The sequence below is a fragment of the Corynebacterium sp. HMSC076D02 genome (assembly GCF_001813815.1).
In the GTDB taxonomy this organism is placed as follows: Bacteria; Actinomycetota; Actinomycetes; order Mycobacteriales; family Mycobacteriaceae; genus Corynebacterium; species Corynebacterium simulans.
In genome coordinates, this window is the sequence record NZ_KV814018.1 from 1 (window position 1) to 25,293 (window position 25,293).

At 59.5% G+C, this 25,293-nt stretch carries 23 protein-coding genes and 1 tRNA gene; 10 read left to right on the top strand and 14 right to left on the bottom strand.

The window, feature by feature from the left end; genetic code table 11:
- Positions 1–247 precede the first annotated feature (247 nt).
- Together HMPREF2935_RS00340 and HMPREF2935_RS00345 are read left to right on the top strand one after the other, a co-directional pair.
- On the top strand, positions 248–1,489 hold the full coding sequence (locus HMPREF2935_RS00340; RefSeq protein ID WP_070731530.1) for a recombinase family protein: 1,242 nt from the start codon (positions 248–250) through the stop codon (positions 1,487–1,489).
- Between the two features lie 2 nt (positions 1,490–1,491).
- Positions 1,492–3,087, top strand: coding sequence for a recombinase family protein (locus tag HMPREF2935_RS00345; RefSeq protein ID WP_062036122.1), 1,596 nt, complete (start codon positions 1,492–1,494; stop codon positions 3,085–3,087).
- Here the strand turns inward: HMPREF2935_RS00345 and HMPREF2935_RS00350 are convergent.
- From HMPREF2935_RS00350 to HMPREF2935_RS00360, 3 genes are all read right to left on the bottom strand, one after another.
- Positions 3,056–3,571: a ClbS/DfsB family four-helix bundle protein gene (locus HMPREF2935_RS00350; protein ID WP_034969882.1), complete on the bottom strand. Its 516-nt coding sequence runs from the start codon at positions 3,569–3,571 to the stop codon at positions 3,056–3,058. The genes HMPREF2935_RS00345 and HMPREF2935_RS00350 overlap by 32 nt on opposite strands.
- Positions 3,572–3,764: 193 nt before the next feature.
- Positions 3,765–3,840: transfer RNA gene (locus HMPREF2935_RS00355), tRNA-Thr, on the bottom strand.
- A 102-nt stretch (positions 3,841–3,942) separates the two neighbouring features.
- Positions 3,943–5,190 (bottom strand): DNA polymerase III subunit delta', encoded by a 1,248-nt coding sequence (locus HMPREF2935_RS00360; RefSeq protein ID WP_083313145.1) that lies wholly within the window; start codon positions 5,188–5,190, stop codon positions 3,943–3,945.
- Here HMPREF2935_RS00360 and HMPREF2935_RS00365 point away from each other — a divergent pair.
- Positions 5,189–6,721, top strand: coding sequence for an adenylate/guanylate cyclase domain-containing protein (locus HMPREF2935_RS00365; protein ID WP_070518621.1), 1,533 nt, complete (start codon positions 5,189–5,191; stop codon positions 6,719–6,721). The genes HMPREF2935_RS00360 and HMPREF2935_RS00365 overlap by 2 nt on opposite strands.
- Positions 6,722–6,772: 51 nt before the next feature.
- Positions 6,773–8,050 (top strand): DUF418 domain-containing protein, encoded by a 1,278-nt coding sequence (locus HMPREF2935_RS00370; protein WP_246817744.1) that lies wholly within the window; start codon positions 6,773–6,775, stop codon positions 8,048–8,050.
- Here HMPREF2935_RS00370 and HMPREF2935_RS00375 read toward each other — a convergent pair.
- Together HMPREF2935_RS00375 and topA are read right to left on the bottom strand one after the other, a co-directional pair.
- Positions 7,998–8,657, bottom strand: coding sequence for a hypothetical protein (locus HMPREF2935_RS00375; protein ID WP_070731532.1), 660 nt, complete (start codon positions 8,655–8,657; stop codon positions 7,998–8,000). The two genes, HMPREF2935_RS00370 and HMPREF2935_RS00375, sit on opposite strands and share 53 nt — an antisense overlap.
- A 2-nt stretch (positions 8,658–8,659) precedes the next feature.
- Positions 8,660–11,608: a type I DNA topoisomerase gene (gene topA / locus HMPREF2935_RS00380; RefSeq protein ID WP_070731533.1), complete on the bottom strand. Its 2,949-nt coding sequence runs from the start codon at positions 11,606–11,608 to the stop codon at positions 8,660–8,662.
- A gap of 280 nt (positions 11,609–11,888) precedes the next feature.
- Between topA and HMPREF2935_RS00385 the strand changes: the two genes are divergently transcribed.
- The gene (locus tag HMPREF2935_RS00385; RefSeq protein ID WP_062044397.1) at positions 11,889–12,518 is read left to right on the top strand and encodes a DedA family protein; all 630 of its coding nucleotides are present in this window, start codon (positions 11,889–11,891) and stop codon (positions 12,516–12,518) included.
- 49 nt (positions 12,519–12,567) lie between these two features.
- On the opposite strand, the gene HMPREF2935_RS00390 is transcribed toward HMPREF2935_RS00385, so the two are convergent.
- Positions 12,568–12,771, bottom strand: a complete 204-nt coding sequence (locus HMPREF2935_RS00390; RefSeq protein WP_062042554.1) for a cold-shock protein — start codon at positions 12,769–12,771, stop codon at positions 12,568–12,570.
- Positions 12,772–12,957: 186 nt separating this feature from the next.
- On the opposite strand from HMPREF2935_RS00390, the gene HMPREF2935_RS00395 reads away from it, so the two are divergent.
- Positions 12,958–15,321: a DEAD/DEAH box helicase gene (locus tag HMPREF2935_RS00395; protein WP_070731534.1), complete on the top strand. Its 2,364-nt coding sequence runs from the start codon at positions 12,958–12,960 to the stop codon at positions 15,319–15,321.
- Here HMPREF2935_RS00395 and HMPREF2935_RS00400 read toward each other — a convergent pair.
- From HMPREF2935_RS00400 to ssd, 7 genes are read right to left on the bottom strand one after another with little or no spacing between them, the layout of a single operon-like run.
- Positions 15,318–15,638 (bottom strand): Rv3654c family TadE-like protein, encoded by a 321-nt coding sequence (locus HMPREF2935_RS00400; protein WP_062036140.1) that lies wholly within the window; start codon positions 15,636–15,638, stop codon positions 15,318–15,320. The two genes, HMPREF2935_RS00395 and HMPREF2935_RS00400, sit on opposite strands and share 4 nt — an antisense overlap.
- Positions 15,638–15,982 (bottom strand): hypothetical protein, encoded by a 345-nt coding sequence (locus HMPREF2935_RS00405; RefSeq protein WP_061920220.1) that lies wholly within the window; start codon positions 15,980–15,982, stop codon positions 15,638–15,640. The genes HMPREF2935_RS00400 and HMPREF2935_RS00405 overlap by 1 nt, the downstream gene beginning before the upstream one ends.
- Positions 15,983–15,985: 3 nt before the next feature.
- Complete coding sequence (locus tag HMPREF2935_RS00410) at positions 15,986–16,177, bottom strand: DUF4244 domain-containing protein (RefSeq protein ID WP_061920217.1); 192 nt, start codon at positions 16,175–16,177, stop codon at positions 15,986–15,988.
- Between the two features lie 53 nt (positions 16,178–16,230).
- Positions 16,231–16,761, bottom strand: a complete 531-nt coding sequence (locus tag HMPREF2935_RS00415) for a type II secretion system F family protein (RefSeq protein ID WP_062042560.1) — start codon at positions 16,759–16,761, stop codon at positions 16,231–16,233.
- The gene (locus HMPREF2935_RS00420; RefSeq protein ID WP_070731535.1) at positions 16,755–17,531 is read right to left on the bottom strand and encodes a type II secretion protein F; all 777 of its coding nucleotides are present in this window, start codon (positions 17,529–17,531) and stop codon (positions 16,755–16,757) included. Before HMPREF2935_RS00420 ends, HMPREF2935_RS00415 begins: the two co-directional genes overlap by 7 nt.
- Positions 17,528–18,673: a TadA family conjugal transfer-associated ATPase gene (locus HMPREF2935_RS00425; protein ID WP_061920211.1), complete on the bottom strand. Its 1,146-nt coding sequence runs from the start codon at positions 18,671–18,673 to the stop codon at positions 17,528–17,530. The genes HMPREF2935_RS00420 and HMPREF2935_RS00425 overlap by 4 nt, the downstream gene beginning before the upstream one ends.
- A 14-nt stretch (positions 18,674–18,687) precedes the next feature.
- Positions 18,688–19,713 carry a septum site-determining protein Ssd gene (gene ssd / locus HMPREF2935_RS00430; protein WP_061920209.1) on the bottom strand — a complete coding sequence of 342 codons (1,026 nt, stop codon included), beginning with the start codon at positions 19,711–19,713 and terminating at the stop codon, positions 18,688–18,690.
- A 404-nt stretch (positions 19,714–20,117) separates the two neighbouring features.
- On the opposite strand from ssd, the gene HMPREF2935_RS00435 reads away from it, so the two are divergent.
- Complete coding sequence (locus HMPREF2935_RS00435) at positions 20,118–20,984, top strand: HAD family hydrolase (protein ID WP_082785880.1); 867 nt, start codon at positions 20,118–20,120, stop codon at positions 20,982–20,984.
- Between the two features lie 9 nt (positions 20,985–20,993).
- Here the strand turns inward: HMPREF2935_RS00435 and HMPREF2935_RS00440 are convergent, their stop codons facing one another.
- The gene (locus tag HMPREF2935_RS00440) at positions 20,994–21,731 is read right to left on the bottom strand and encodes an oxidoreductase (protein ID WP_070731536.1); all 738 of its coding nucleotides are present in this window, start codon (positions 21,729–21,731) and stop codon (positions 20,994–20,996) included.
- Positions 21,732–21,840: 109 nt separating this feature from the next.
- Here HMPREF2935_RS00440 and HMPREF2935_RS00445 point away from each other — a divergent pair, with 109 nt between their 5' ends.
- The 3 genes from HMPREF2935_RS00445 to HMPREF2935_RS00455 all read left to right on the top strand — a co-directional run bounded on the left by HMPREF2935_RS00445 (position 21,841) and on the right by HMPREF2935_RS00455 (position 25,250).
- Entirely contained in the window at positions 21,841–22,335 is a 495-nt protein-coding gene (locus tag HMPREF2935_RS00445; RefSeq protein WP_061920205.1) for a phage holin family protein, read from the top strand.
- Between the two features lie 179 nt (positions 22,336–22,514).
- The gene (locus tag HMPREF2935_RS00450; protein WP_070731537.1) at positions 22,515–23,429 is read left to right on the top strand and encodes an alpha/beta fold hydrolase; all 915 of its coding nucleotides are present in this window, start codon (positions 22,515–22,517) and stop codon (positions 23,427–23,429) included.
- A 282-nt stretch (positions 23,430–23,711) separates the two neighbouring features.
- Complete coding sequence (locus HMPREF2935_RS00455) at positions 23,712–25,250, top strand: peptide ABC transporter substrate-binding protein (protein ID WP_070731538.1); 1,539 nt, start codon at positions 23,712–23,714, stop codon at positions 25,248–25,250.
- Positions 25,251–25,293: the final 43 nt, after the last annotated feature.

Below are 25,293 nucleotides of genomic sequence, written 5' to 3' on the forward strand. Positions count from 1 at the left end.
TAAAAGAAGCGGAACTAAACCCAGGACGCTTCAGAGCTTGGCTTTATTCGCGATGCCACAATGCTTGCCTGTCTTGCAACGAACAGGGTGATCAGTGCTAGCGAGCACGAAGCCTTGTACGCCCAACTGGCGGAGATGTGTCGGCCGGTTTATCAGCGCCGAAAATTATTGGTTTTGACTGGATAAACGCCATGTTTAGAGCGTGTATAGACACAAGCACCGATCAGTTTAGAGGTGAGGAGGAATAGTGGCGAAGATCGAGCAGGTGACGCCAGCCAAGCCAGTGAGAGTGAAGCTGGTGAATGTCGCAGCATACGCGCGGGTATCCACAGCAAGGGAGCGCCAGCTGTCCTCTATCGCCGCCCAGGTTTCTTATTATTCGCGACTCATCCAATCCACCCCCGGCTGGGTCTACGCGGGAGTTTTCACCGATGAGGGAATCACTGGCACCAAAACCAGCGGCCGACAAGGCCTAGCAGACTTGATGGAGCTCGCCAGGAATGGCGGGGTGGATATTGTGTTGTGCGAGTCGATCTCCAGGCTTGCCCGCAACACGCTCGACCTGCTTCGTATCGTGCGCGAACTCAAGAACTTGGGTGTTTCTATCCGTTTTGAGCGTGAACATATCGACACTGCCACCGCTGACGGTGAGCTACTGCTGACGTTGCTAGCCTCGTTTGCCCAAGAAGAGTCTGCTTCTTTGTCAGCGAATGTGAAGTGGGCGATTAGGCAAGGTTTCAAACAAGGCAAAACGAATTCGTTTGTGCTTTACGGCTACCGCTGGGACGGAGAACGCTTCCACATCGAGGCGCGCGAAGCCGAAGCCATCAGACGCATCTACACCAGCTTCCTGGCAGGGATATCGCCTGAGAAAACTGTGGCTCAACTTAACGCTGAAGGTTTCCGTTCTCTAACCGGTGAACCCTTAGAGCCTAATCTTGCTCGCCGCATCCTTGAAAACGAGCGCTACACCGGAAACCAGATGCTTCAAAAAACCTTCATCCCCGCTATCGGCGCCAAACGAGAAGTAAAAAACAATGGCGAGTTGGAGCGCTACTGGGTTGAAGACTCCCATCCCGCCATCATCGACACAGAGACCTTCCAACAAGTACAAACAGAGTTAGCGCGTCGCCGCAGGCTTGGTCTTGCTGCCACGCCTTCGCTTGCCACGGGCTGTTTTACTTCCAGGATCAAGTGTGCCTCGTGTGGCAGGAATTATCAGCGTAAAACCCGCTACCGAAAGGCTGGTGCTTACAAGATTTGGCGTTGCTGGGGAGCATGCCTCGGGCAAGGCAATACTTGTGGGCCGGATCTCAAAGAAACCCGACTCAAACAAACAGTAATCAAGATCCTCACGCTGGCTAAGTGGAATGAGGAAGAAATCATGTCCCGCCTATCTTGCATCACGGTCATGAAAGACAAGTTGATCTTCACCCATGACGATCAGCGCCAGACAGTCATTGCGCTGGCCCAGCTGGAAGGAGAATAACAGTGGCTACGGTTACCGCGATACCAGCAACCAAGACACGCATCCACGACAGCGCGCTTTCAGGTTTTAGCTCCAAACGCCGGGTGGCAGCCTACGCAAGGGTGTCCACCGATATGGAAGAACAAGCCACCAGCTATCAAGCCCAAATCGATTACTACACCGTCCACATCCAATCGCGTGCTGATTGGGTGTTTGCTGGCATGTATGCCGACGAAGGCATTAGCGGTACTTCTACCAAACACCGTGAGGGCTTCCAAGCCATGATCGCCGACGCGTTAGCCGGGAAAATTGATCTGATCCTCACCAAGAGTGTCTCGCGGTTTGCTCGTAACACCGTCGACTCCCTGACCACCGTCCGACAGCTAAAAGAAGCCGGTGTGGAGGTGTATTTCGAGAAAGAAAGCATCTGGACCCTTGATTCTAAAGGCGAACTACTCATCACCATCATGAGTAGTCTTGCCCAGGAAGAATCTCGCTCCATATCTGAGAACGTCACCTGGGGACATCGCAGACGCTTCGCTGATGGGAAAGTCATGGTGCCCTACTCCTCGCTACTGGGATATAAGAAAGGCGCTGACGGTAACCTCGCTATTGATGAGACTCAAGCCCCGACCGTGCGCTTGATCTACCAGCTGTTTCTAGACGGCTCATCGATCACCGAAATCCGTGCCGAGCTACAGCGTCGCGGTATTTTGACTCCGCGAGGTAAAACCAACTGGTCCACCTCAACCGTGCGCTCCATCTTGACCAATGAGAAATATAAAGGCGACGCCCTGCTCCAGAAAACGTTCACCGCTGACTTCCTAACCAAACGAATCGAAGTAAACGAGGGCGAAGTCCCGCAATACTACGTCACCGGAAACCACGAGCCGATTATTGATGCGCCCGTCTGGGATCAGGTTCAATACGAGTTGGCCACCCGCCACGCAACCAACAGCTCCAAAATCGGCCTATTTGCCAGCCGACTCAAATGCGCAGATTGCGGATCCTGGTACGGACGCAAAACCTGGGCATCCAACACTAAATACAAGCACACGATCTGGCGGTGCAACCAAAAATACGACCATCCCCGTCCCTGCCAGACCGCTACCTTGCGTGATGAGCAAATCCAGACCGCGTTCCTCGCCGCGCTAAACCAGCTGGCTGAACAATATCGCGGACAAAGCCACCTACCACAGGTCATCGACGCCATGTTTAATACAGACCAGCTCGAAGCGGAGTCCAAGCGCCTAGACGAGAAAATCCGCGCTCTTGCCAGCGAGATTGAATCATTGGTTGCAGAAAATCAGCGGGTAGCGCAAGACCAGGACCAATACCTCGCCCGCTACACCCAGCTAGAAGCGCGATACCAGAAAACCCTGGGCCGCAAACAAGCCATCGAGGCCGAGATTGCTGCCAAGAGTGCCAAGGCCACTGCGATCAAAACCGCCTACACCCAGTTGGCCGACAAGCCCATCCAGCATTTTCAACCATCCCAGTGGACAGCGCTTATCGACCATGCCGTTATCGGAGCCAACGAGATCCAGTTCGTCTTCAGAATCGGCACTGAAATCACCGTGCCTATTGCTAGCAGGCTGCCAGTTTCTTCCACTTCCTGATTTTGGTGCGAAACGTCGTAAATGGCGCGACGGTGTTGATATGCACCCATTTCCACACCGGCCACGCCGACGGGGTGGAAGAAGCCCACGCACGCTGACCCGAACTAAACAATTCTGATTCGGTTAGACCGCCCACCATTTTGACTATCTCACCAAGCAGGATCTTGAACCTGTCGATCAAATCCTCAGTAGATACCTGCTCCCAGCGTTGGTAGAACGATTCATACAATCCGCCCAGTTGATTCCACTTAAAACCAGGTGCCGGAGTCACCACGTCAAGACCGGCTTGTTCGTCACGTTCCCAGCCGAGCAGTAATTCCATCCAGCCAAGCTGGTAGGCGATCATCTGCCGGGGCGTGCGGTCAACACCGTCAACCAGCCGGTCCCAACCATCGCCAGGAACGCCTACGAACTCGCCGATAAAAAGTTCGCCACGCTTAGTAATCTCTGCGGCTAGTTCATCGCCGGACGCATACGATCTCACCACACACCTCCTCGTGAAACGGCCTTAGGTTTAACGCTTCGTTAGCGCGTTAAACCCTGAATACGCATTTTACTAGGGCAAACAAGATACCCGCTAACGCAAAACCCAAACCCGCTAACGCAAGCGATTTTTCACACCCCCCTAAGCGATACTCGCTAACGCAAAAGGGTACTTATCAAATCCGACGTCTAAGTGGAGCCGCCTGCGAGAATCGAACCCGCGACCTTCTCATTACGAGTGAGATGCTCTACCGACTGAGCTAAGGCGGCACGATGCAGTGTGTATATGCACCGCCTGAGAGTTTAGCCTAGGCCTGGGCTGATAAAGAAATCGGGCTATCACCTGTAGTGTGCACGCAGCACACGTGCTGGTTAGCGCGCGCCACAGGCCAGGCGCAGGCGGCCAATCATGCCGTCGAAAGCCACCTGCGGGGTGACGTTCTGCGGCAGCTGCTCGCGGCAGGTACGGATGGCGGACTGAGCGGCAAGCAGCCCATCCTCGCTCACGCGTTGGGCAAGTTCGCCCGCCAGGCCGGCGAAGTCCGGGTGGGTCATGTCCACCTCAGCGCCAACTTTGAGCATGAGCGCATCGCGGTAGATACCGGCAAGATCCACAAGGACAATATCGAGGCCGTCGGCGATGCGGCGTTTAGCGCGCTTCTTATGGAGCTCCTCCAGTTCTTTCAGGGCACTGCGGGCGTCGCGCTGCGCCTTGCTTGCTCCCTTACCCTTGGCGCCGATGCCGAAGGACTGCTCAATTTTGGAGCGCTCCGCTTCTTCGGATTCAGCGTGAGAATCCTTGGCGTCCTTCTCAATGAACTTCAGCAGAGCGGTAACGGATTGGAAGGCCTGGGAGCCGTGGAAGACGTCTTCGGCCAGGTTGATGGCCATGGCGCGACGCTTTTGCACGCCCGCATCCTGTACCAGGTGGCGGGCACGGCCCACGTGCTGCAGGCTCGTGACGGCGGCCAAGCGAGCATCGTGTTCGCTGGCGCCCTCGGCGACGAGCTGTTTGACCACGCCTTCCACGCTGGGCGAAGGAATATATAGGTGGCGGCACCGCGAGCGCAGGGTCTGGGAGAAATCTTGTGGGTCCGCGGAGGGAGCCACCATGACGATGACGGTGCGCTCCGGCGGCTCCTCCACTGTTTTCAGCAAAGCGTTGGCGGCCTCGTTGCGCAGGCGGTCGGCTTTGTTGAAGATAACCACGCGCCACGGCGCCACGCTGGGCAGGCTCGCCGCACGGCCGATGACGTCGCGGGCCTCGCCGACGGTGATGAATTGTTCCTTAGGGTCGACGAAAACTAGGTCGGTGTGTTTTTGTTGTTCCAATACCGCCCGGCAGGCCGCGCACTGTCCGCAACCGGGGTCCCCGTTTTCATCCTTGCTCGTGCACATCAACGCCGCCGCAAAGCACAGCGCCGCCAAAGAGCGGCCCGCCCCAGGAGGACCCGTAAGCAGCCAAGAATGACTCATCGCCCGCAGATCCCCCTCGCCTCGGGCGGCGCGGGCTGCGGCCAAGATGGTCTGGGCCACTGCTGGGGTATCTGCCAATCGTTGCGCAACGCTTCCGGTATTCACTCGCCCTAGCCTACTGGGATAACTAAAGTAATAAATCATGAACAGACTACTGCGTGGCGCCCGCTGGCTCATGGGCACCCAATGGCCGATGTACGCCACGCTCGTTCTGGGATCCAACATCTTAGGCGCCGTGGCGATCATGACCTTCGTGGTCTTCTTCCTGCCGATGCCGGAGATTAAGGACTTTACTTCCGACGTCCCGCACTTGGCGTTAATCGGCGTCCTATATGTTTCCTTTGCCGTGCTCATCGGCATTTCGGTAACCCTGTTACTCTTCCGGCCGGTACTGGACTGGCAGCGCAATCCCGAAGCTCACGATCCAAACATGGTGCGCAACCTGGTGCTGCGCATCCCCAGCTACCAAGCCGCAGTGGCAGGCCTGGTGTGGATCATTGGCATCGTCTTGGCCATCATCATCGCCACCCAATCCTCCGGCAGTCTGGGCCTAGTCGTGGGAGTTTCCACGACCTTGGCCGGCCTGTTGGTGGTGTTGCTTACCTACTTGCAGGCAGAACGCCTCGTGCGCCCCGTGGCGGCGCAGGCAGTGGCCCGCCGCTTCGAGGACTCCACTCTGGAGCCGCCGATTAAGTACCGCCTCATCTATACCTGGGTGATGACCTCCGGCATTCCGCTCGTCGGAATCGCACTGGTGCTCGTGGGCCAGCGCACCGGCATGTTCACGGATAACGCCAACGACATCATGCCCGCGGTCATCGCCCTAGCGCTGACCGCCCTGGGAACGGGTTTTACCGGTACCGTCTTCGCGATGATGAGCGTGGTTGACCCCATCGTCGAGCTACAGGATGCAATCAACCGCGTGCGCCGCGGCGAAAATGATGTGCAGGTCGATATTTATGACGGTTCCGAGTTGGGCGTGTTGCAGGCAGGCTTTAATGAAATGATGCGCGGCCTGCGCGAGCGTCAACGCGTGCGCGATATCTTCGGCCGCTACGTCGGCATCGAGGTCGCCCAGCGCGCACTGGAGGAACGCCCCGAGTTGGGCGGCGAGGACCGCAAGGTAGCCGTTCTTTTCATCGACGTCATCGGCTCCACCACCTTCGCGGTCAACCACACCCCAGAGGAGGTCGTCGAAGAGCTCAACAAGTTCTTCGAGCACGTAGTCGAAGTGGTGCACCGCAACAAGGGCATCATCAACAAGTTCCAGGGCGATGCCGCGCTGGCCGTATTCGGCGCTCCGCTTAACGTCTACGACGCTAACTCCATGGCGCTGCAGGCGGCGCGCGAGCTGCGTCAGGAGCTACGTGGCTTGGAGCTGCAGGCAGGCATCGGCGTCGCGGCGGGTCACGTAGTGGCCGGCCACATCGGCGGCGCGGATCGCTTTGAATACACCGTCATTGGTGACGCCGTCAACGAGGCGGCGCGCCTGACCGAGCTGGCCAAGGACACTCCGGGCCAGGTCCTGACCAACTCCGCCACGCTGCGCGGTGCCAACGAGGCAGAGCAAGCCCGCTGGACCATGATGAAGTCCATTGAGCTGCGCGGACGACGCCGCATGACACGCCTGGCACGCCCTATCCGCTCCACGCTTGCTGAACGCGCGGAACAATAGCGGAGCAATAGCGGCGCAGTAACCGAGAATTTATTTCATAAAATCTGTAACATGCGCCCCATGACTTCCGCAGTGTCTCAGTCTCGACCTCGCATGATCGTGCCCGACGTAGCTCGTGGTATGGCTCTTCTCGGCATCGCCCTAGCCAACGTCTGCACTGGGTGGATTACCACCTCCCATCCAGACGGCCAGTACTTCGGCGGCATCGATTCCGGCAATGTGTGGGATAAAGCAACTGTGCTCTTTACCGCGATGTTCGCGCATAACCGCGGCTTGCCGATGTTCTCCACGCTCCTGGGCTTCGGTATCGGGCTTATCACCCTGAGCCTTTGGCGCCGCGGCTTCCCGCTCGGCCAGGCGCGCATGGTCATCATCAAGCGCTACGGCTTCCTGGCCCTTTTCGGCATTATCCACCTGGTGTTTATCTTCTATGGCGACATCATGTTTTTCTACGGCTGCTGTGCTTTGGTCATCAGCATGTTTATTTCCCTGCACGATAAAACTCTCAAGAAGATCGCTTATACCCTGCTGACCATCCTTACGGTCCTTGGAATCGGTGCGTTTGTGTTGACGCTTTTGGTTCCGGAATTAGGCATGAATTACGTCAACTTTTCCGAGCTTCCCCAATCCTATGGAAAGTTGGTGCTGGATGGATTATTGATACTGTTGGGGCAGGCTGTTAGCGCTGGGCCGTTCATGCTCATGTACGGACCCATCATGTTGGTGGGCTTTACGTGGGCGCGCCAGGGCACGCTTGCCGACGTCGCGTCTCACCGCACCGAGCTGCGCATCTGGGCGGGCATTGCAGCAGTGATCATCTTCGGCGTGGGCCTGCCGTGGGGCCTTGCTACTATCGGCGTGCTCCCCGCGGAAGTCGAGGGGGCCTTCTTTCAGCTCAACACCTTCGTCGGCGTGATTACCGGCCCGGGCATCCTGGCGATGCTCGCGCTGGTGCTAGAGAAGGTGCAGACACTGCCCTGGTGGCTGTGGCCATTTAGTGCGCTGGGTAAGCGCTCGATGAGCGGCTACATCATGCAGTCGATCATCTTCTTCGCGGTGATTTTCCCGTTCACCTTGAACATCGGCTCCCAGTTCTATGCCTCCGGCTTGGCCTTGTTGGCGGTGGGCAACTGGCTGCTCACTCTGCTGCTGGCCTGCCTTCTCGAATACTTTGGCAAGCCGGGCCCGTTCGAGTGGCTGCATCGCCGAATTTCTTATGGCAAGACGATGCGGCCAGAACTAAAAAGGCAACTGCCTAGCGGCATTGAATCACCCGTCAGTGGCGCTCCAGTGCATCGACCAGAAGGAAATGTCCAAGCACGCGGCTAGCGGCCTCGGCGGCGCCCAGCAGGCGGCTATCGCGCAGCGGGTTGACGGGCAGGGTGCGTGCGAGGGTAAGCCCCTCTGAAAAGAGGATGAGGTTGGCGCCGTGGCTCGCGCCCTTCGTGGCGTCTGCGCGCAAGGCTGGATCCCCTGCGAGCGCCGAAGTGGCGGCGACAGCCGCACCAGCCACTGCGGTGGCCGCTCGGTAGCGACCCTTAGAAATGGCAAGGCCGCCAGCCCAAGCGCCGATGCGCAGGCCCCAGCCCAGCTTATCGTTGCGCTGCGCACGCAAAAGATACAGATAAGCCCCGTGATGCAAGGCAATGGCGGCAATGCCTAGAGCATTCGGTTCGCCGCGCTTGCAGTACTGGCCCACCGAACCGGCAGCAAGGCCACCGCGCAGCACCGGGTTCGCCGTTTGGGTGCATAGAGTAGCTATTACCGCGGCGTCGAGAAGCTGGGGCTCAAACCCGAAGATGCGCGCCCAAGCGCTGGCCTCCCCGGCGGCTAGAAACCCTAGGCGCGCGGGGTGGCCGGCGGGATCGGTGATTGCGGGATATACCGCCCGCCACAGCGCGGCGGCGCCCTGTTCAGTGCGTTGCAGGAAGTCCATCGCTACTTGCGGCTGCCTGCCTTGACCACGTTCTTAGTGCCTGGCGAAGGCTTCTTCGCCGATTTCTTGGTTGCCTTCTTTGTGGACTTCTTGGTCGATTTTTTGGTCGACTTCTTACCAGACTTCTTGGTGGTCTTCTTCTTACCACCATCCGCGGCTTCCTTGGCACGGCGCTCGGACAACAGCTCGTTGGCACGGGCGTCGGTAAGCGTTGCGGGATCGTCGCCGCGGCGCAGCGAAGCATTCGTGGTGCCATCGGTGACGTACGGGCCAAAGCGGCCATCCTTGACGGACATCGGCTTGCCGGAGACGTCATTGTCACCCAGCTGCTTCAGCGGCGGCTGCGCGGCGGCGCGGCCACGGCGGTTCGGCTCCGCGTAGATGCGGCGCGCCTCGTCCAAGGTGATGGAGAAGATCTGCTCTTCGTTAGCCAGCGAGCGGGAATCGCTGCCCTTCTTCAGGTACGGGCCATAGCGGCCATTCTGTGCGGTGATGACCTCGTTATCGGAAGGATCCACGCCCACCTCACGCGGCAGGGAAAGCAGCTGCAGGGCCTGCTCCAGGGTGACCGAAGAAGGCTCCATGGAGCTAAACAGCGAAGCGGTGCCAGGCTTGAGCTTTTCGTCGATGTACTCGGCGATGCGCTTTTCCTTCTGCTTTTCCGCAGTCTTGGTCTCCCAGTTCTTGGCGCGCTTGCCTTCCTCGGCGCGCTGCTTATCCTCAGCCTCGCGCTCCTGCTTGACCACCTCGAGGGCCTCGGCCTCAGCCTTCTCGCGCTCATCCTCGCGCACCTGCTCGGTGACATACGGGCCGAAGCGGCCTTCCTTGGCCACGATCATGCGGCCATTGGCGGGGTTCTCACCCAGCTCGCGGCCGCCCTGCGGGGGGGCAAAGAGCTTCTCAGCGAGCTCTTCACCCAGCTCATCCGGGGTGGTGGTCTCAGAAAGGTTGGCGCGCTGATACTCCGGTGTGCCGTCCTCGGCCGTGCCCACCACGCGCTCGATGTACGGGCCATAGCGGCCGACGCGCACGAAGACGTCGCGGCCTTCCGAGTCGGTGTAGAGCAGCAAGGAGTTGACCTTGCGAGCGTCGATGGCCTCAAGGTTGATATCGATAAGGGACTTCAAGCCGCCGTGGCGCGCGATGGAATCCGCCTTCTGCTCCTTGGCCTCAGCATTGCCAAAGTAGAAGCCCTTGAGCCATTCGGTACCGTTCTCGTTACCAGTGGCAATCGCGTCGAGCTCGTCTTCCATCGAGGAAGTAAAGTCATAGTCCACCAGCTCGGTGAAGTTGTCTTCCATCAGGCCGATGACCGCGAAGGCAACCCAAGACGGCACCAGGGCGTTGCCGCGCGAGAGCACGTAGCCACGGTCCTGGATGGTCTTGATGATGGAGGCATAGGTGGAAGGACGGCCAATGCCCAAATCTTCCATTTTCTTAACCAGGCTGGCCTCGGTATAGCGCGCCGGCGGGTTGGTGGAGTGACCGTCAGCGGAAACTTCCTGGGAGGCCAGCGCGTCGCCCTCGTCGAGGTGCGGCAGGCGGGACTCACCGTCGGAATTCTTGTTAGCCACGTCCTCGTAGGCCTTCAGGAAACCCGGGAAGGTAATGGTGCGGCCGGTGGCGGAGAACTCAACGTCCTGCGCGCCCTCGGTGGTCTTCGCATTCGCAGCCACCGTGACCTTCATGGAGGTTCCCTTGGCATCTGCCATCTGGGAGGCCACGGTGCGCTTCCAAATCAGCTCGTAGAGCTTGAACTCTTCGGCATCGAGGCGGCTCGACAGCTCGCCCGGGGTGGCAAACTTTTCCCCCGCCGGGCGGATCGCCTCGTGGGCCTCCTGGGAGTTTTTCACCTTGCGGTCATAGATACGCGGGGAATCAGCGACATACTCCGCGCCAAAGATGGAGCTAGCCGCGCCACGCGCCGCGTTCAGGCCCTGCTTAGACAGCGAGGTCGAGTCGGTACGCATGTAGGTGATGTGACCGTTTTCGTAAAGACGCTGCGCAATGCGCATAGTGCGCTCGGAGGTGTAGTGCAGGCGGCGGCCCGCCTCCTGCTGCAGGGTCGAGGTCATAAACGGTGCATAAGGCTTGCGGGTATATGGCTTGTGCTCGACGCTTGTGACGGAGAAAGCGGCGCCTTTCAGGGCGTCGGCAAGCGCCTGTGCGTGCGCCTGCTTGACGACGACCACCTCGTCACTCTTGAGCTTGCCCGAATCATCGAAGTCACGGCCTAGGGCAACGCGCTTACCGTCGATGGCGGTCAGGCGAGCATCGAAAGCTTCCTTCGCCTCAGCCTTCTCGCTGTGCAGGCGAGCGGTAAGATCCCAGTACTCGGCGGAGATGAACGCCATGCGCTCACGCTCACGCTCAACGATGACGCGGGTGGCAACGGACTGCACGCGGCCGGCAGAAAGGCGCGGCATGACCTTCTTCCACAGCACCGGCGAGACCTCGTAGCCGTAAAGGCGGTCCAGGATGCGGCGGGTTTCCTGCGCGTCGATCAGGTTCTCGTCGAGCTCACGGGTGTTTTCTGCCGCCTCCAAGATGGCGGACTTGGTGATCTCGTTGAAGACCATGCGGCGTACCGGCACTTTTGGCTTAAGCACCTCAAGCAGGTGCCACGCAATCGCCTCACCCTCGCGGTCGGGGTCTGTTGCGAGGTAGAGCTGATCGCACTGCTTCAGCTTGGCTTTAAGGTCAGCGACCTTCTTCTTTTTGTCCTGGCTGATGACATAGAGCGGGGTGAAGTCATCCTCGGGGTTGACGCCGAGGCGCGCCCAGGATTCTTTCTTGTACTTCGCCGGGACGTCGGCGGCGCCGCGTGGGAGATCACGGATGTGTCCCACGGAGGCCTCAACAATGTAATTGTCGCCTAGGTAGGGCTGGATCTTCTTAGCCTTCGTCGCCGACTCGACGATGACCAGGGTTTTCCCGGCTACTTCTGACACTCGACTTCATCCCTTTCGATGATGCGATCAGTTGTCGCTCACACGTTGCTTTTACAACGCTTATACAACACCCTTTGTTGACGCTACGTTAAACGAGCACGATCAAAAGGCAATTGAGCAATAGCGTACAGAAGTTCTTTTACTCTGTACTTATTAGGGCAGCTGCGCTGCCCTACCTGCTGCCTTTCGACATGCACGGTTATACTGGACGCTTTGTCACAGTAACTGGGCACAGTAACAGGCACAGTAACACGAATCGCGTACCCGATGGGGAGGAATGATGGTTGCATCCGTCACCGCATGGATCGAAGTAGTCATGCTAACCCAATGGGTATACCCGCTGGTAGGAACATTGATTTTCCTCGATTGTTTCTTCCCGGTGCTGCCTTCAGAGATCCCGCTCAACATGGTTGGAGCATGGTCGGCCTCGCAGGGCTACCCGCACATCCCCATGATGTTCTTCGTGGCAATTCTGGCCGCCATCGTGGGCGATAACCTGTGCTTCCTGCTCGGCACCCGCCTGATGACGCTGGTCAATCGCGTCCAGAAGGGCACCAAGGCCTACGAGGGCCTGGCTTGGGTCAAGCGCAACATGCGCCGCGGCGGTGGCGCGGCGATTATCATCGCCCGCTTTATCCCTTCGGCCCGCCTTTTCATGACCATCCTGTTGGGCTCGATGCGCTATCCCTGGCCGCTGTTTTTCTTCTTCGACATCATCGGCGTCAGCATCTGGGCCGCGCAGGCGTTGGCCATTGGCTTCGTGGGCGGCAAGGCCTTCTCGGATTCTCCCGCCGTGGCGATGATTGTCAGCATCATCGCCGCCGTCATCATCGGCTTTGGCCTACAAAAGGCCCAGAATGCGGTGCTCGAGTGGTGGGATACCCGCCGCGGATATGCAGAAACCCCTTAAGCCTTTAAAGGCTTAAAGGGGCCGTGTGTGAGCTTTTAAACGCCGCGTTTTAAAGGGCGTTGACGTTCTGGGCCTGCAGCCCCTTTTGACCTTCGGCGACCTCGAAGGAAACCTTCTGGTTTTCCTCCAGGGTGCGGAAGCCGCTGCCCTGAATCTCGGAGTAGTGAACGAAGATGTCGCCGGAGCCATCTTCCATCTCGATAAAGCCGTAGCCCTTTTCTGCGTTGAAGAACTTGACGGTGCCTTGTGCCATGGTGTTTAACCTTCTATGTAAGGGTCTACTAGTAGTGGACAAAATGGATTGTGGAAAACAAATCTTCGCCAGCACTAACCAAAAGAAAAACACTGAGCCAAGAATTTATCGGCCTAGCACCCAGTGTGGCACGTTTGGTTAGCTGGCGATAGCTCGCCACGTAAATCTTTTTAGAAAGGGGGTAGCGTGCCCAACCCCCTCGGCCAAGAATTAGTCGAGCTGCTGCAACGCCGCTTCGATGAAACAACGTTTACTTCCGTCACCACTTTAGAGGCAAAACCTGCCCAGTTCGGGCCGTGGCCAGAGTGGGTTTTGCCGGGACTTAAAACCTATTTGCAGGGCCATGACGTGGCAAAGCTTTATTCGCACCAGGTTAAAGTGGCCGAAGAAGCATGGCGGGGCAACGACGTCGTGGTTGCCACCGGCACTTCCTCCGGCAAATCTTTGGGTTATCTCCTTCCCGTCCTGACTAGGCTGGCGGAAGAGCCCACCGCGTGCGCTTTGTATATCACCCCCACTAAGGCGTTGGGCTCGGATCAGCTGCACGCGGTTTTGCAGATATGCCGCGAAGTTGAGCAGTTGCGCGGTGTGGTCGCGGCGCCTTACGATGGCGATTCGCCCACCGAATCCAGACCCGGCATCCGGGACGATGCGCGCTTTATCTTTTCGAATCCAGACATGATCCACATGTCGATGCTGGCCTCGCATCAGCGCTGGGCGCGTTTCCTGCGGCACTTGCGCTTCATCGTCGTAGATGAGTGCCACTCCTATCGGGGAGTATTTGGCGCGAATGTGGCGTTGGTTTTGCGCCGCTTGCTGCGCTTATGCGAACACTATGGCGCGCATCCGGTGGTGATTTCTGCCTCGGCCACGATGAAGGACCCCGCACTGCATGCGCAGCGCCTTACCGGGCGTGACACGGTTGCGGTCACAGAAGACGGCGCTCCCACGGGTGCGCGGACGGTGGCTCTTTGTGAGCCCGGGTTCATCGATGGTGCGGAGGGCGAAAATGGCGCTCCCGTGCGCTATGCCGCAACCACCGAGTCTGCCGGGATGATGGCGACTTTGGTGGCAGAAGGCGCCCGCACTCTTACCTTTGTGCGTTCCCGGCGCGCCGCGGAGACGGTGGCCTTGCGCACCGCGGAGGAGCTATCTGGTTCCCTCGGACGGCCCGATTTCGCCCGTCGCATCGCGGCTTATCGGGCGGGTTACTTAGCTGAGGACCGGCGCAAGTTAGAGCACGCGCTTGACGACGGCACGCTGCTCGGCGTCGCCACCACCTCCGCGCTGGAGCTAGGCATTGACGTCGGCGGCCTTGATGCCGTGGTCATTGCGGGCTTTCCAGGAACGGTGGCTAGCTTCTGGCAGCAGGCAGGCCGCGCGGGAAGACGCGGGCAAGGCTCCGTGGTGGTCTTGGTCGCGCGCGACGAGCCGATGGATACCTACTTGGTGAATCATCCGGAGGCCCTGCTGGGAAGGCCGGTGGAGGCCAGCGTGTTTAACCCGGCAAATCCCTATATCTTGTTCGGCCATGTCTATTGCGCGGCGGTGGAAAAGCCACTGCAAGATGCGGAGATCGCCCAGCTGGGTGCGCAGGAGGTTGTCCATTCCTTGGCGGAGCGCGGGCTGTTGCGACGCCGCGACCGTGGCTGGTTTGCAGCGCCCATCCCGGCGGGCGAAGAGCTCACCCCAGAGACCGCACACTCGGCGGTATCGTTGCGCGGCGGCGCAGGCGAGGAAGTGATGATCGTGGATTCTTCCGACGGCCTCCTGCTTGGCACCATCGACGCTGGACGCGCCGCCAGCCAGGTCCACCCCGGCGCGGTGTATCTGCATCAGGGCGAAAGCTTCGTGATTGAGCAGCTGCACTTCGCGGACTACCTGGCGCTGGCAATGCCGGAGACGCCGGAATATACAACGACCCCGCGCTCGACTACGGATATCCGCATCGTGCGCGAGGCCGATGAGCTCATCAACTATGCGCCGGGTCTGTGGGTGGCCAACGTAGAAGTGGAAGTAGTCGACCAAGTAACCGGCTACCAGGTGCGCCTGCCCGACGGCACGGTTGGCGATGACATTCCACTGGACATGCCGCAGCAGCGCCTGCACACCCGTGCGGTGGCCTACACCATTGATCCGCTGGCGCTTGCAGCAATGGGTGTGAGCGCCGCCGATACTCCGGGCACTCTGCACGCGGCGGAGCACGCCGCGATTGGCCTGCTACCGCTGATTGCTACCTGCGATAGGTGGGATATCGGCGGCGTGTCCACGGCGCAGCATGCGGATACTGGTCTGCCTACGGTCTTTGTTTACGATGGTCACCCGGGCGGCGCCGGCTTTGCCGATGAAGGCTTCCGCCGCTTCCCGGAGTGGATAGCCACCACATATGAAACTGTGGTTTCTTGCCCGTGTGAGGCAGGCTGCCCCTCGTGCGTGCAGTCACCAAAGTGCGGCAACGGCAACAACCCGCTGGATAAGGCCGGTGCCATTAAGTTGCTTGGTGCACTGGTGACGATGACGCAGTCAGGGCCCATGCCCACCGAGACCTAGACCGGACCAGCCCGAGCCACCGCCTCCACGCGCCTCACGGCGACAGTGACGATGACATCGCGCTCGATCACGCGGCACTGCCTAACACTGGAGTTGTTGTGCTGCGCGGTCTCCCGCGCCGCGGCACACCCGTCTTGGCCTTTTGCGTGTTCCCACGCGGCCGCCACCGCCGACATGTCGGCGGCAACCTGCGCCTCATGGCGCGCTGCCACGCGGCTGGCCACGGTGACAACCACCAAGAGGAGGGAGACGATGGCAACGATGATCCCCGCATTAACCACGGTGGCATAGCCAGCCTCAGCGTCTTTGCGGCACATCACTGCCCGCCTCCCGCCGAACCCGCTATCTCGGCCGGAAACACTGCCTGCGCTTTCATCTCCCCCAACGGCGAGCGCACGGTGGCTTGTGCGGTGACGAGGCCACCCCTTTCAGCGATGTCGACGCTTACTTTCTCCTGGGAGTAGTCCTCGCCTATCGCATATGCACGCGCAGCGGCACCGGCGGCGTCGACAGCCGCCAGGTGGGCCGCCATCGTCGCGACACCCGCAACGGCACCGGCTGCAACGATGACCAAAGAGCTCAACCCGAGGGCTGCCTCAATGGTGACCGAACCAGTGTCGCCGCTAAGGCGCCGAACGATATGAAGATAACAGCGCCGCATTGTTTAACCCGGAGTGTTAGACAAAGCGTCAGTGATGATGGATTCGATGGCGTCTGGCACCTGGCCGCCGTTGATGACGGCATAGAGCACAGCCGCAAGGGCCGCAGCGGCCAGCGAACCCATGGCGTATTCGATGGTGGACATACCGTCGTCATTCTTGAAAGCGGTATTAATCTGAGCAGCAATCTTGTGCATGTTCTCTTCCTTTCCTTGTGGGTGAATTGAGGTGAAAAATGTGTGGTTTACGGTTACAACAGTTGGGAGCCGAGGCTTAAAATCACCGGCACCAATCCCAGGACTATGAAGGCTGGGAGGAAGCACACTGCCAGCGGCAGCGCGATGAATACCCCGGCGCGCTCTGCCCGAGCGGTTGCATGAGCTGTGGCTTCCGCCCGCAAGGTTTCGACTAGGCGATGACAGCCCGCGGCAATCGCCGCACCCGATTCCCCGGAAAGCTCCAGTAATCCGGCGAGATCTTCGAGTTGCGGCTGTGCACGCAGCACGTCCACGGCAGCGGCCAGCGGAGCGCCCACGCCCAGCAGCGTCGCCGCTTCCTTCCAGGCAGCGCACGCGCTTGTCGACGCCACGCCTGCCAAGGCCTCACGTACCGACAGCCCTGCCTCCACGCAGGCGGCGAAGAGCTCTAGGTCGGCGGCCACATCGAGCGGTGCCGGCTGCTTTCCGGGGCCATCCCGCGGAGTCTTGGGCCGCACGAGCCGACGCAGCGGCGCGCTCGTGGGAATGCACAGTGCAAGAGCCAGGCAAAGATAAGTCAGCATGCCGTCGCGCTCCTTAAGATGTAGCGCGACCACGCAAACCCGCCGCAGGCCAGGCCAACCCCTATGACGAGAAGAAGGCCACCAAGTCCGCCTCCTAAAAGCAGCCCCAGCGAATCCGCGCCCATCGCGCCTCCCATGGCGATGCCGGCCAACGGCAGACATGCCAGGATAAGCGCGGTGGCCTGCGGACCTTGCAGAGAAGACTCCGTGGATTGCGCATGCCGACGGGCCGCATCCAACTGGGATTGGGCTTGCTCCACCAGCCCCGCCAGCGCCACGCCGTGCAAAGAAGAGAGCCGAATGACGTGGCCTAGCCGCACCACCGCCGGTTCCGTGGCCGCAACGAGCGGACCGTGGATGGCCCCACCGTGGGCGGCCATGCCTGCCGCAGTGCGCAGCGGCACGAGCACGGCGGCGGGGCAATCCGCAGGTAGCGCTTCCACGCCACGCTTTAGGGCACCGGCCGTCGTAGCACCGGCCCGCAGATCCGCAGAGACCGTGCCCAGGAACGTGGCGAGTTCTTCGCGGGCGCGCCGGGACCTCCGCGCGGAGTTGATATCCCGCAGGTACCACACCGCGCAGGCAACGACGCAGAGCACTGCGAGGGCGACGCTTAAGCGGCCAAAGACGTAAAAGCACAGCCCACCACAAAAGACGATTGGCCCAATCAAAAGCGTCGGGACACGCTTGCGCCCTTCCGTTTGATGCAAGCGCCGCGCGGCGGATGGTTGCGCTAAAAGCGCAGCTAAAGCCAGAAGTATAAAAGTCATTGCGCCACCCCTAAGCGCTCAACAAACTCACTAAAGCCTTCCCCCGGCCCGGTGTCGGCGCTCCAGATAAGCTGCGGCCGTACCGGATTGCCTTCCAGCACCCCAATGTGTGCCAGGCGCCTTCCCTCAGGCCCTCTTTCCATCGCCAGGACCACATGCACTGCGGCGGCCAGTTGGGAGTGCAACGCCGCCCTGTCCAACCCACCCAGTGCGGCGAGTGCCTCCATGCGAGCTGGCACCTCCCACACGGAGTTGGCATGCAACGTTCCTGCTCCGCCATCGTGACCAGTGTTTAATGCGGCGAGCAGGTCCACGACCTCCGCACCACGAATCTCACCGACCACGATGCGGTCGGGGCGCATACGCAAAGACTGCTGCAGCAACTTAGCCATCGTTATTTCACCGCGGCCTTCTGCATTAGCGCGCCGGGATACTAAAGTCACCACATGCGGATGCAGCGGCGCCAACTCCGCGGTGTCTTCGATGACAAGGATGCGCTCATTCTTAGGCACCGTGCCCAGCAGCGCCGACAATAAAGTGGTCTTTCCCGCACCGGTGCCGCCAATGACGAGAAAGGAAGCATGTTTTTCCACGATGGCCCGCAGCAGCGGCTCCACCTCTTTCGCGATACTCCCGCTGGCAACAAGCTGCTCCAGGCTCGTCTGCGCCTGGCGTAGCACGCGCAAGCTGATGCACGTCCCGCCAGCCGAAGGCGGTGCCAACAAAGCATGCAGGCGCAACGCAGTGCCATCCCCACGGGCAAGCCGACCATCGGCAAAAGGCTGCGCATCATCGAGGCGCACGCCTGCTACTGCGGCCAGGCGCGTGGCCAGCTGGCGGACTTCGGCATCATCGACAAAAGAAACTGGCGTGGGTTCTAGCCCATTGCCTCGGTCGATAAAGCAACTGCGCGGGCCGTTAACCACGACGTCGCTAAGCCCGGGCTGCGCCAGGATCGGCTCGAGGACTCCCAGGCCCAGGGAATCATGCCGCAGGCGACGCAGCAGATCCAGCACGTCTGCATCGCTGATAACGCCTGCCTCCTGACGAATCCGGCGCGCGAGCGCCGTAGTGTCAGCCACCAACTCAGGCGACGCGGCCACAATCGTGCGCAACCTATCCAAGAGATTTATCTCGCTCATCCCTGCACCGCCGCTCATGCCAGGACCTCGCCGACAACGTTTTCGGCAGCCACCCGCAGCCCGCGTGGCAGCCGCCGTAGGCCACCCGTATCGGCAGCTTTGGTAAGACCCCGGAGCGTGGGAATTTCGGCAATCGGATCGCGATGAACAATTTTGGCGATGTCTTCCTTCGAAAGGCCTGACCACTGCCTGTAGCGCACCACTACACTGCATTTTTGTTGTTTGGCCTCCAGCTCCGCCACGAGCTTGGCGCATGCGGCAGTCGGGCGCACCTCTGCAGCCGTTAGGATTACGACATGCTCGCAGGCCTGTGGGATTTCAAGGGGCGAGCAATCGAAAACTGCCCCGGCTGGGTGCATCGCGGCAGCCTGAAAAATAGCCTCCCGGCGCGCCGGCTTAATACTCGGCTGGCCTGCATGGCCACTCCGCGCAGCAGCCAAGATTCCCAGTTCGCCTACTCGCGGCAACGCGCGATGTAGATCCACTGCGTTTACGCTTCCGCTACCTGCCGCAAGGTCCGGCCAACGCGCTCCCGGCTCCTCCTCGATTCCTGCCAGTAGGTCAAGCCCACCGGAGTAAGAGGTGGCGTCGATAAGCAGTCCGGCCCCTGCCACGCTCGCCACGGCATAAGCAAAAGTCGAAGTTCCTACTCCCCCTGCCGCGCCAACTATGGCCAACGCGAAGTTATTGCCGCTTGTCTGCTGCGGCCGGACTCGATCCGCCAAAGCGCTCAAAAGCTGTTTCGATTCCGCCGGAATGATAAAGGCCTCGGCGCTGCGGCACTTCATGGCGGCCTCATAATCAATGGGTCCTGGATCTGCTGCTACGAAAAGCACTGGTGCCCTACTGTGGCTGGCGACTAATTCCGCGGTGAGCTTATCCGCAACGATGACCGTGGCTTTCGGCAGGTACCGCGCGAAGTCACGCGGGTCCTCAACCGCAGTAACCTGCGCGCTCGTCGCCGCTGCCGCGGCGATTACTTCCACCCGCAGCGCGGAATCTCCCACTGCGATAGCGATGCTGGCGTCGTATGAACTCATGCCTCCAGCATTGGTGAAGCGATATCCCCAGCACTAGAGGCAATTTTGCGGCTGTGGATAACTCGCCGGTTTTAAAGCACCTACCGCGACTCAAGGTGACGTATCAGCTAAAAACTGTGGAAATAGTGCGGTTGGTACTTTCCTGAACGCGTGGTTTCTAGGGCATCCCGCCTGTAAATAGATGATGACCCGCGCCTCGGGGGGGTGTGCGCGGGTCATCGGTAACCCGGCATCGGGGGGGTGAGCCGGGGCAGGCCGCACTGTATATCGGGGCCTTGCAAGGCTCATTATGACATGTAAGAGACAGGTTGACAACAGCAGCAATCCAGCTTGTTTCCTGCATTTGTTGGATTGCACCGATCCTCTTGCCGCAGCCACGCAACACCTTTAACATTGGCCACAACATGAATGATGCATCCAGCCACCACCGCAGCGGCGAGGCTCCCGTAGACCAGGCCGCCGATTACGCACGCGTGGCTGCGTTCTTCGATCTAGACAAGACCATCATCGCCACATCTTCCGCTTTCGCCTTTGGCAAAGAGTTCATGCACAACGGGCTCATTACCCCAGCGGAGGCGCTGCAGATGTCGATTGCAAAAGCAAGCTACATGTTCGCGGGGCACTCCAGCCAGCAGATGGACGCCACTCGCGATCAACTAGCCGCGATGATCGCCGGTTGGTCCGTCGCGGAGGTACACAGCATCGCCAAAGAGACCATGCACAACGTGGTCACGCCCGCCATCTACGCAGAGGCCCGGGAACTCATCGATTTCCATCAAGCAGCCGGCCACGAGGTAATCATCATCTCGGCTTCGGCTGCCACGCTCGTGCGCCCCATCGCTGAAGAGCTAGGCATCGAGCGCGTAGTCGCTACCGAGCTAGAAGAGGTGGACGGCAAGTTCACCGGAAAGATTCTGTACTACTGCAAGGGCGCAGCAAAAGCTCAGGCCATTGCGGACTTCGCTGCGGAATTAGATATCGACCTGGATGTCTCTTTTGCCTATTCTGATTCCGCCACCGATATCCCGATGCTAGCTCTGGTTGGCCACCCAGTGGCGGTCAATCCCGATCGCCACATGAAAAAGCATGCCCTGGAACATGGCTGGGATATCCGCACCTTCAAGGATCCGGTTCCGCTATTTACGATGCCGGGCGCAAAAGAAGTAGGCATTGGATCTGCCGTCGTCGCTGGCATCGCAGCGGTTGTGGCCGCAGGGCTCTGGCTCAACCAGCACCCGGATTTTCTGCGTGCCCCAAAGTCCAGCGCCTAGTGCCAGCTTCTAGGCCGAGCGCGCGATTCCATCCGCCTCCACGCCGCCGGCAGCCCAGGCAGCAAGCAAAAACTCCAATGCGGGCCCGGGATTTTCCGAATATTCTCCTATGACCTGCCAATACTGCGCGCTATGGCGGTTGTAATAGGTCTCCGGTACGGCGAAGCCACGCGGATCGAATCCGCTATGGATGGCTGCCAGGCGTGCGGCAACCATTCCAATCAAGTTACTGCGTGGGCCAAATACCTCATAAGCCGCAATTTCCGCGTGCACCACGACGGGCAGCAGGCGGTCGAAGGCAACGCCGCTTCCTCCACTTACAAGACGAGAAAGGGCTTGTACGCGTGCTGCTTGTGCGCTGTTTGGCATTCCCGTGCCGCCGGCCGCGACGTCGAGACGCGCAAGCACCTGCAACGGGGCACGGGCAAAGGTACGCACCGTGGTTGCCTGAACCTCCGGGGCCAAGAGACTATAGGCGCTAATGGAATTGGCCAGCGGCCCTTCCATTGCGTCTTCAGCAGTTAGATCGGGGGATAGATCGGGCGCAACATTGGGCGAAATTTTGAGCCCATCTACAAAGACCGCAGCACGTGCACCCCGCATCGCCGATTCCGCAGAAATGACATCAAATTTCCGTAATCCAGCAGGACGGCGGTGCGCGCGAGAAATTTTCTCGACCGCACGCGCGGCTGAATTTCCCACACCGGGTAACGCAAAGAGCGGGGCCAACGGGTCTTTTTCTGCCATATCCTCTAGGATAGACCTGTGCGGCCACTGCGATTCCTCACACACGCAGCTGTCAGGCTTCATTACTATGGCCAATACAGATTTAGACAAACGCTAGGAGTATTTAACCGTGAGCAACGACGGACTATTCACTGACGGTGCGAACCAGTTCGCCCCAAAGGTCAACGCTATCCCGCTTAGCGACGCCGATAGCTCGAAGCGCGGCGAGGCCTCCGTTGGCCAACTGGTCTCCAACGCTACCGAGCAGATGTCTCAGCTCGTCCGCTCCGAGGTCGAGCTCGCCAAGACCGAGCTGGCTCAGTCCGCTAAGAAGGGCGGCATCGGTGCTGGCATGTTCGGCGTTGCCGGAACCGTTGCGCTTTATAGCTCTTTCTTCTTTTTCCTCTTCCTCGCCGAGCTGCTTGACAAGTGGCTCGACCGTTGGGCCGCATTCCTGATCGTCTTCCTCATCATGCTGGTGATCGCAGCCGTCGTTGGCTTCATCGGCTTTAAGAACATCAAGAAGGTCAAGGCACCCGAGAAGACCATCGAGTCCACCAAGGAACTAAAGAAGCTGGTTCCAGGCAAGGCTTCCAAGTCCGTCGAGCGCGGTTTGTACACCTAAAGCTTCTACCTTGAGATTTTTCTTCGCTTAGTCCGCCCGAGCTTGCTTTTGCTCGGGCGGGTTTAGCATTTAATAGGCGAGTTTGCTTTTCGCCGCCCCCGTCTCTCCCACCCCTTCTTGCTGCAAGCTGCCTCATCTGGTGAAAGGAACCACATCTCAAGGCCCAGACTCCAGCACCCTTGTCGCCCTCGGTGGTTGAGCTAGACGGACCATTCAAACACGAGTACATCCATACCCGCGGCATTCGCCTCCACGTTGCAACCGCAGGTTCTCCAAGCGATCCGCTCGTACTTTTCCTACACGGCTCTTTCGGCGGCTGGTTCGATTTCAAAGACGCCATCGCCCCTTTGGCCGCACAAGGCTTTCACGTTGCTTCCCTCGACATGCGCGGCTTTGGCCTTTCCGATAAACCGCCAGTCGAAGCAGGCCAAGATATACGCGCAGTGGTTGGCGACGTCACCGGCGTAATCCAAGCCTTGGGCCACGATGCAGCCTTCTTGGTTGGCGCAGATGCCGGTGGCGCAATTGCCTGGGCGGTAGCTAGCGAGCGCCCAGAACGCACGCTTGGCTTAGTTTCCATCTCTTCTTCCCACCCGGTCGATCTGCGCCGCGCGATGGCGGCACGTCCCTGGGACTTCGGCTGGCTCCTTTTGCGCGCCGCCCTTTGCCGCTTGGGCGGACCACTCAGCCGCCGCAACCCTCTCCTTTATGCCTCAAGCTATGAAAAAGAGCTGGCCCTCAACACCGACTCGAGCTTTTCGCACGACGCACGCAACCAGATTGCGCAGCTGCGCATTACCGCCTCACAAATCGGCAATGTACGCCGCGGCATCTTGTGGAACCACCGCATGCGCACTGCTGTTCCGCCATTAAGTTGGATCGACTCCTCGGTGGAAGCACCCATTCTTTATTTTCATCCCGCTCAGCAACTATGGCGCCCGCTTATTCGCCGCGCGAAAAACCGCTGCCTTGGTACCTTCGAAGAAAAGACCATTCCGCAGACTAAGAATCTGCCACACATCGAGGCCCCGGGCGTTTTCGTCGAGACCCTTCAGCAATGGCTTGCACCCTTAAGGGAACAAATTGCGAAATAAGTAACAATTAATACTTTCAGAGCGCCACCCCACAAAGGGGTGGCGTTTTCTTTATGTATTCGCACAAAAGTCCTGTACAGATAATACTATCTGCCGACTTATAGTTTTCATCACACGCTTATAATTTTCAAATCCTTGAATGTGCGCGCAGCCACAGTGTAACTTCAGTTCCAACCTTTCAAGGTTCATCAATGTTCACTCAAGGCTCGACCTAATTCGGAGGTCTCTCCCCGTTATGACGATCAAAAGACGTTCGCTGTAGTTTCTGCAGCCTCCCTAACCCTGGCCCTCGCGGCATGCGGTAGCGATAACGGCTCCGCGAACGGCTCCGGCGGCAACTACATCACCGCATGGGGCAGCGAACCCCAGAACCCGCTGATCCCGGCAAGCACCAACGAAACCGGCGGCGGCCGCATCGTTGACAGCATCTACTCGGGCCTCGTGTACTACGACGCGGATGGCAAGGCGCAGAACGAGATCGCAGAATCCATCGAGCCGAACAAGGACAACACCAATTTCACCATCAAGCTCAAGAAGACCAACTTCTCCGATGGTTCCCCGGTTACCGCAAAGAACTTCGTTGACGCGTGGAACTACGCAGTGGCAAACGATCAGCTCAACGCTTCCTTCTTCAGCAACATCAAGGGCTTCAAGGAGGGCGTAAAGGAGCTCGAGGGCCTGAAGGTAGAAGACGATTACACCTTCACCGTCGAGCTCAACAACCCTGAACAAGACTTCCCAGCACAGCTGGGTTACTCCGCGTTCTACCCGCTCCACGAGTCCGCCTTCGATGACCTGGAGGCCTTTGGCCAGAACCCAATCGGCAATGGCCCGTACAAGCTCGCCGAGTGGAACCACAACCAGGACGCTACCGTCGTTCCGAACGAGGAGTACAAGGGTGGCCAGAAGGCTGCTAACGACGGCGTTAAGTTCGTCTTCTACACTTCTAACGACGCCGCCTACGCCGATCTGCTCTCCGGCAACCTGGATCTTCTCGACGCCGTCCCAGATGCCGCCTTCGACGTCTACGAGTCCGACCTGGGTGAGCGCGCATCCAACCAGCCTTACGCAGGCTTCCAGTCCTTCACCATCGGCGAGAACCTTGAGCATTTCTCCGGCGAAGAGGGCAAGTTACGCCGCCAGGCAATCTCTTACGCAATCAACCGTGACGAGATCACCGAGACCATCTTCAAGGGCACCCGCACCCCAGCCAAGGACTTCACCTCCCCTGTTCTGCCGGGCTACTCCGAGGACATCGAGGGCAATGAGGTCTTGAAGTATGACCCAGAAAAGGCCAAGGAGCTGTGGGCCAAGGCCGACAAGATGAACAAGTGGTCCTCGCCTTCCTTCGAGATCGCCTACAACTCTGACGGCGGCCACAAGAGCTGGGTTGACGCAGTCTCCAACTCCATCAAGAACACCTTGGGCATCGAGGCAGTTGGCGCGCCTTACCCGGACTTCAAGTCCCTGCGTGATGAAGTCACCAACCGCACCATCAAGACCGGCTTCCGCACCGGCTGGCAGGCAGACTACCCATCCACGGGTAACTTCTTGGCACCGCTGTACCAGACCGGTGGCTCTTCTAACGACGGCGACTACTCCAACGAAGAGTTCGACAAGCTCCTGGTAGAGGCAGCAAAGTCCAGCTCCCAAGAAGAGGCTAATGCCAAGTACAAGGAGGCCCAGGCAATCCTGTTCGAGGACCTGCCGGCCATCCCACTGTGGTACCCGAACGCCACCGGCGGCTTCTCCGAGGCCGTAAGCGACGCTAAGTTCAGCTGGAAGGGCGTACCGGTCTACTACGAAATCACCAAGGAGTAACCCTCCTTCCGCTCATGGCACCTGCTCCGCCTCGGCGCGTTCG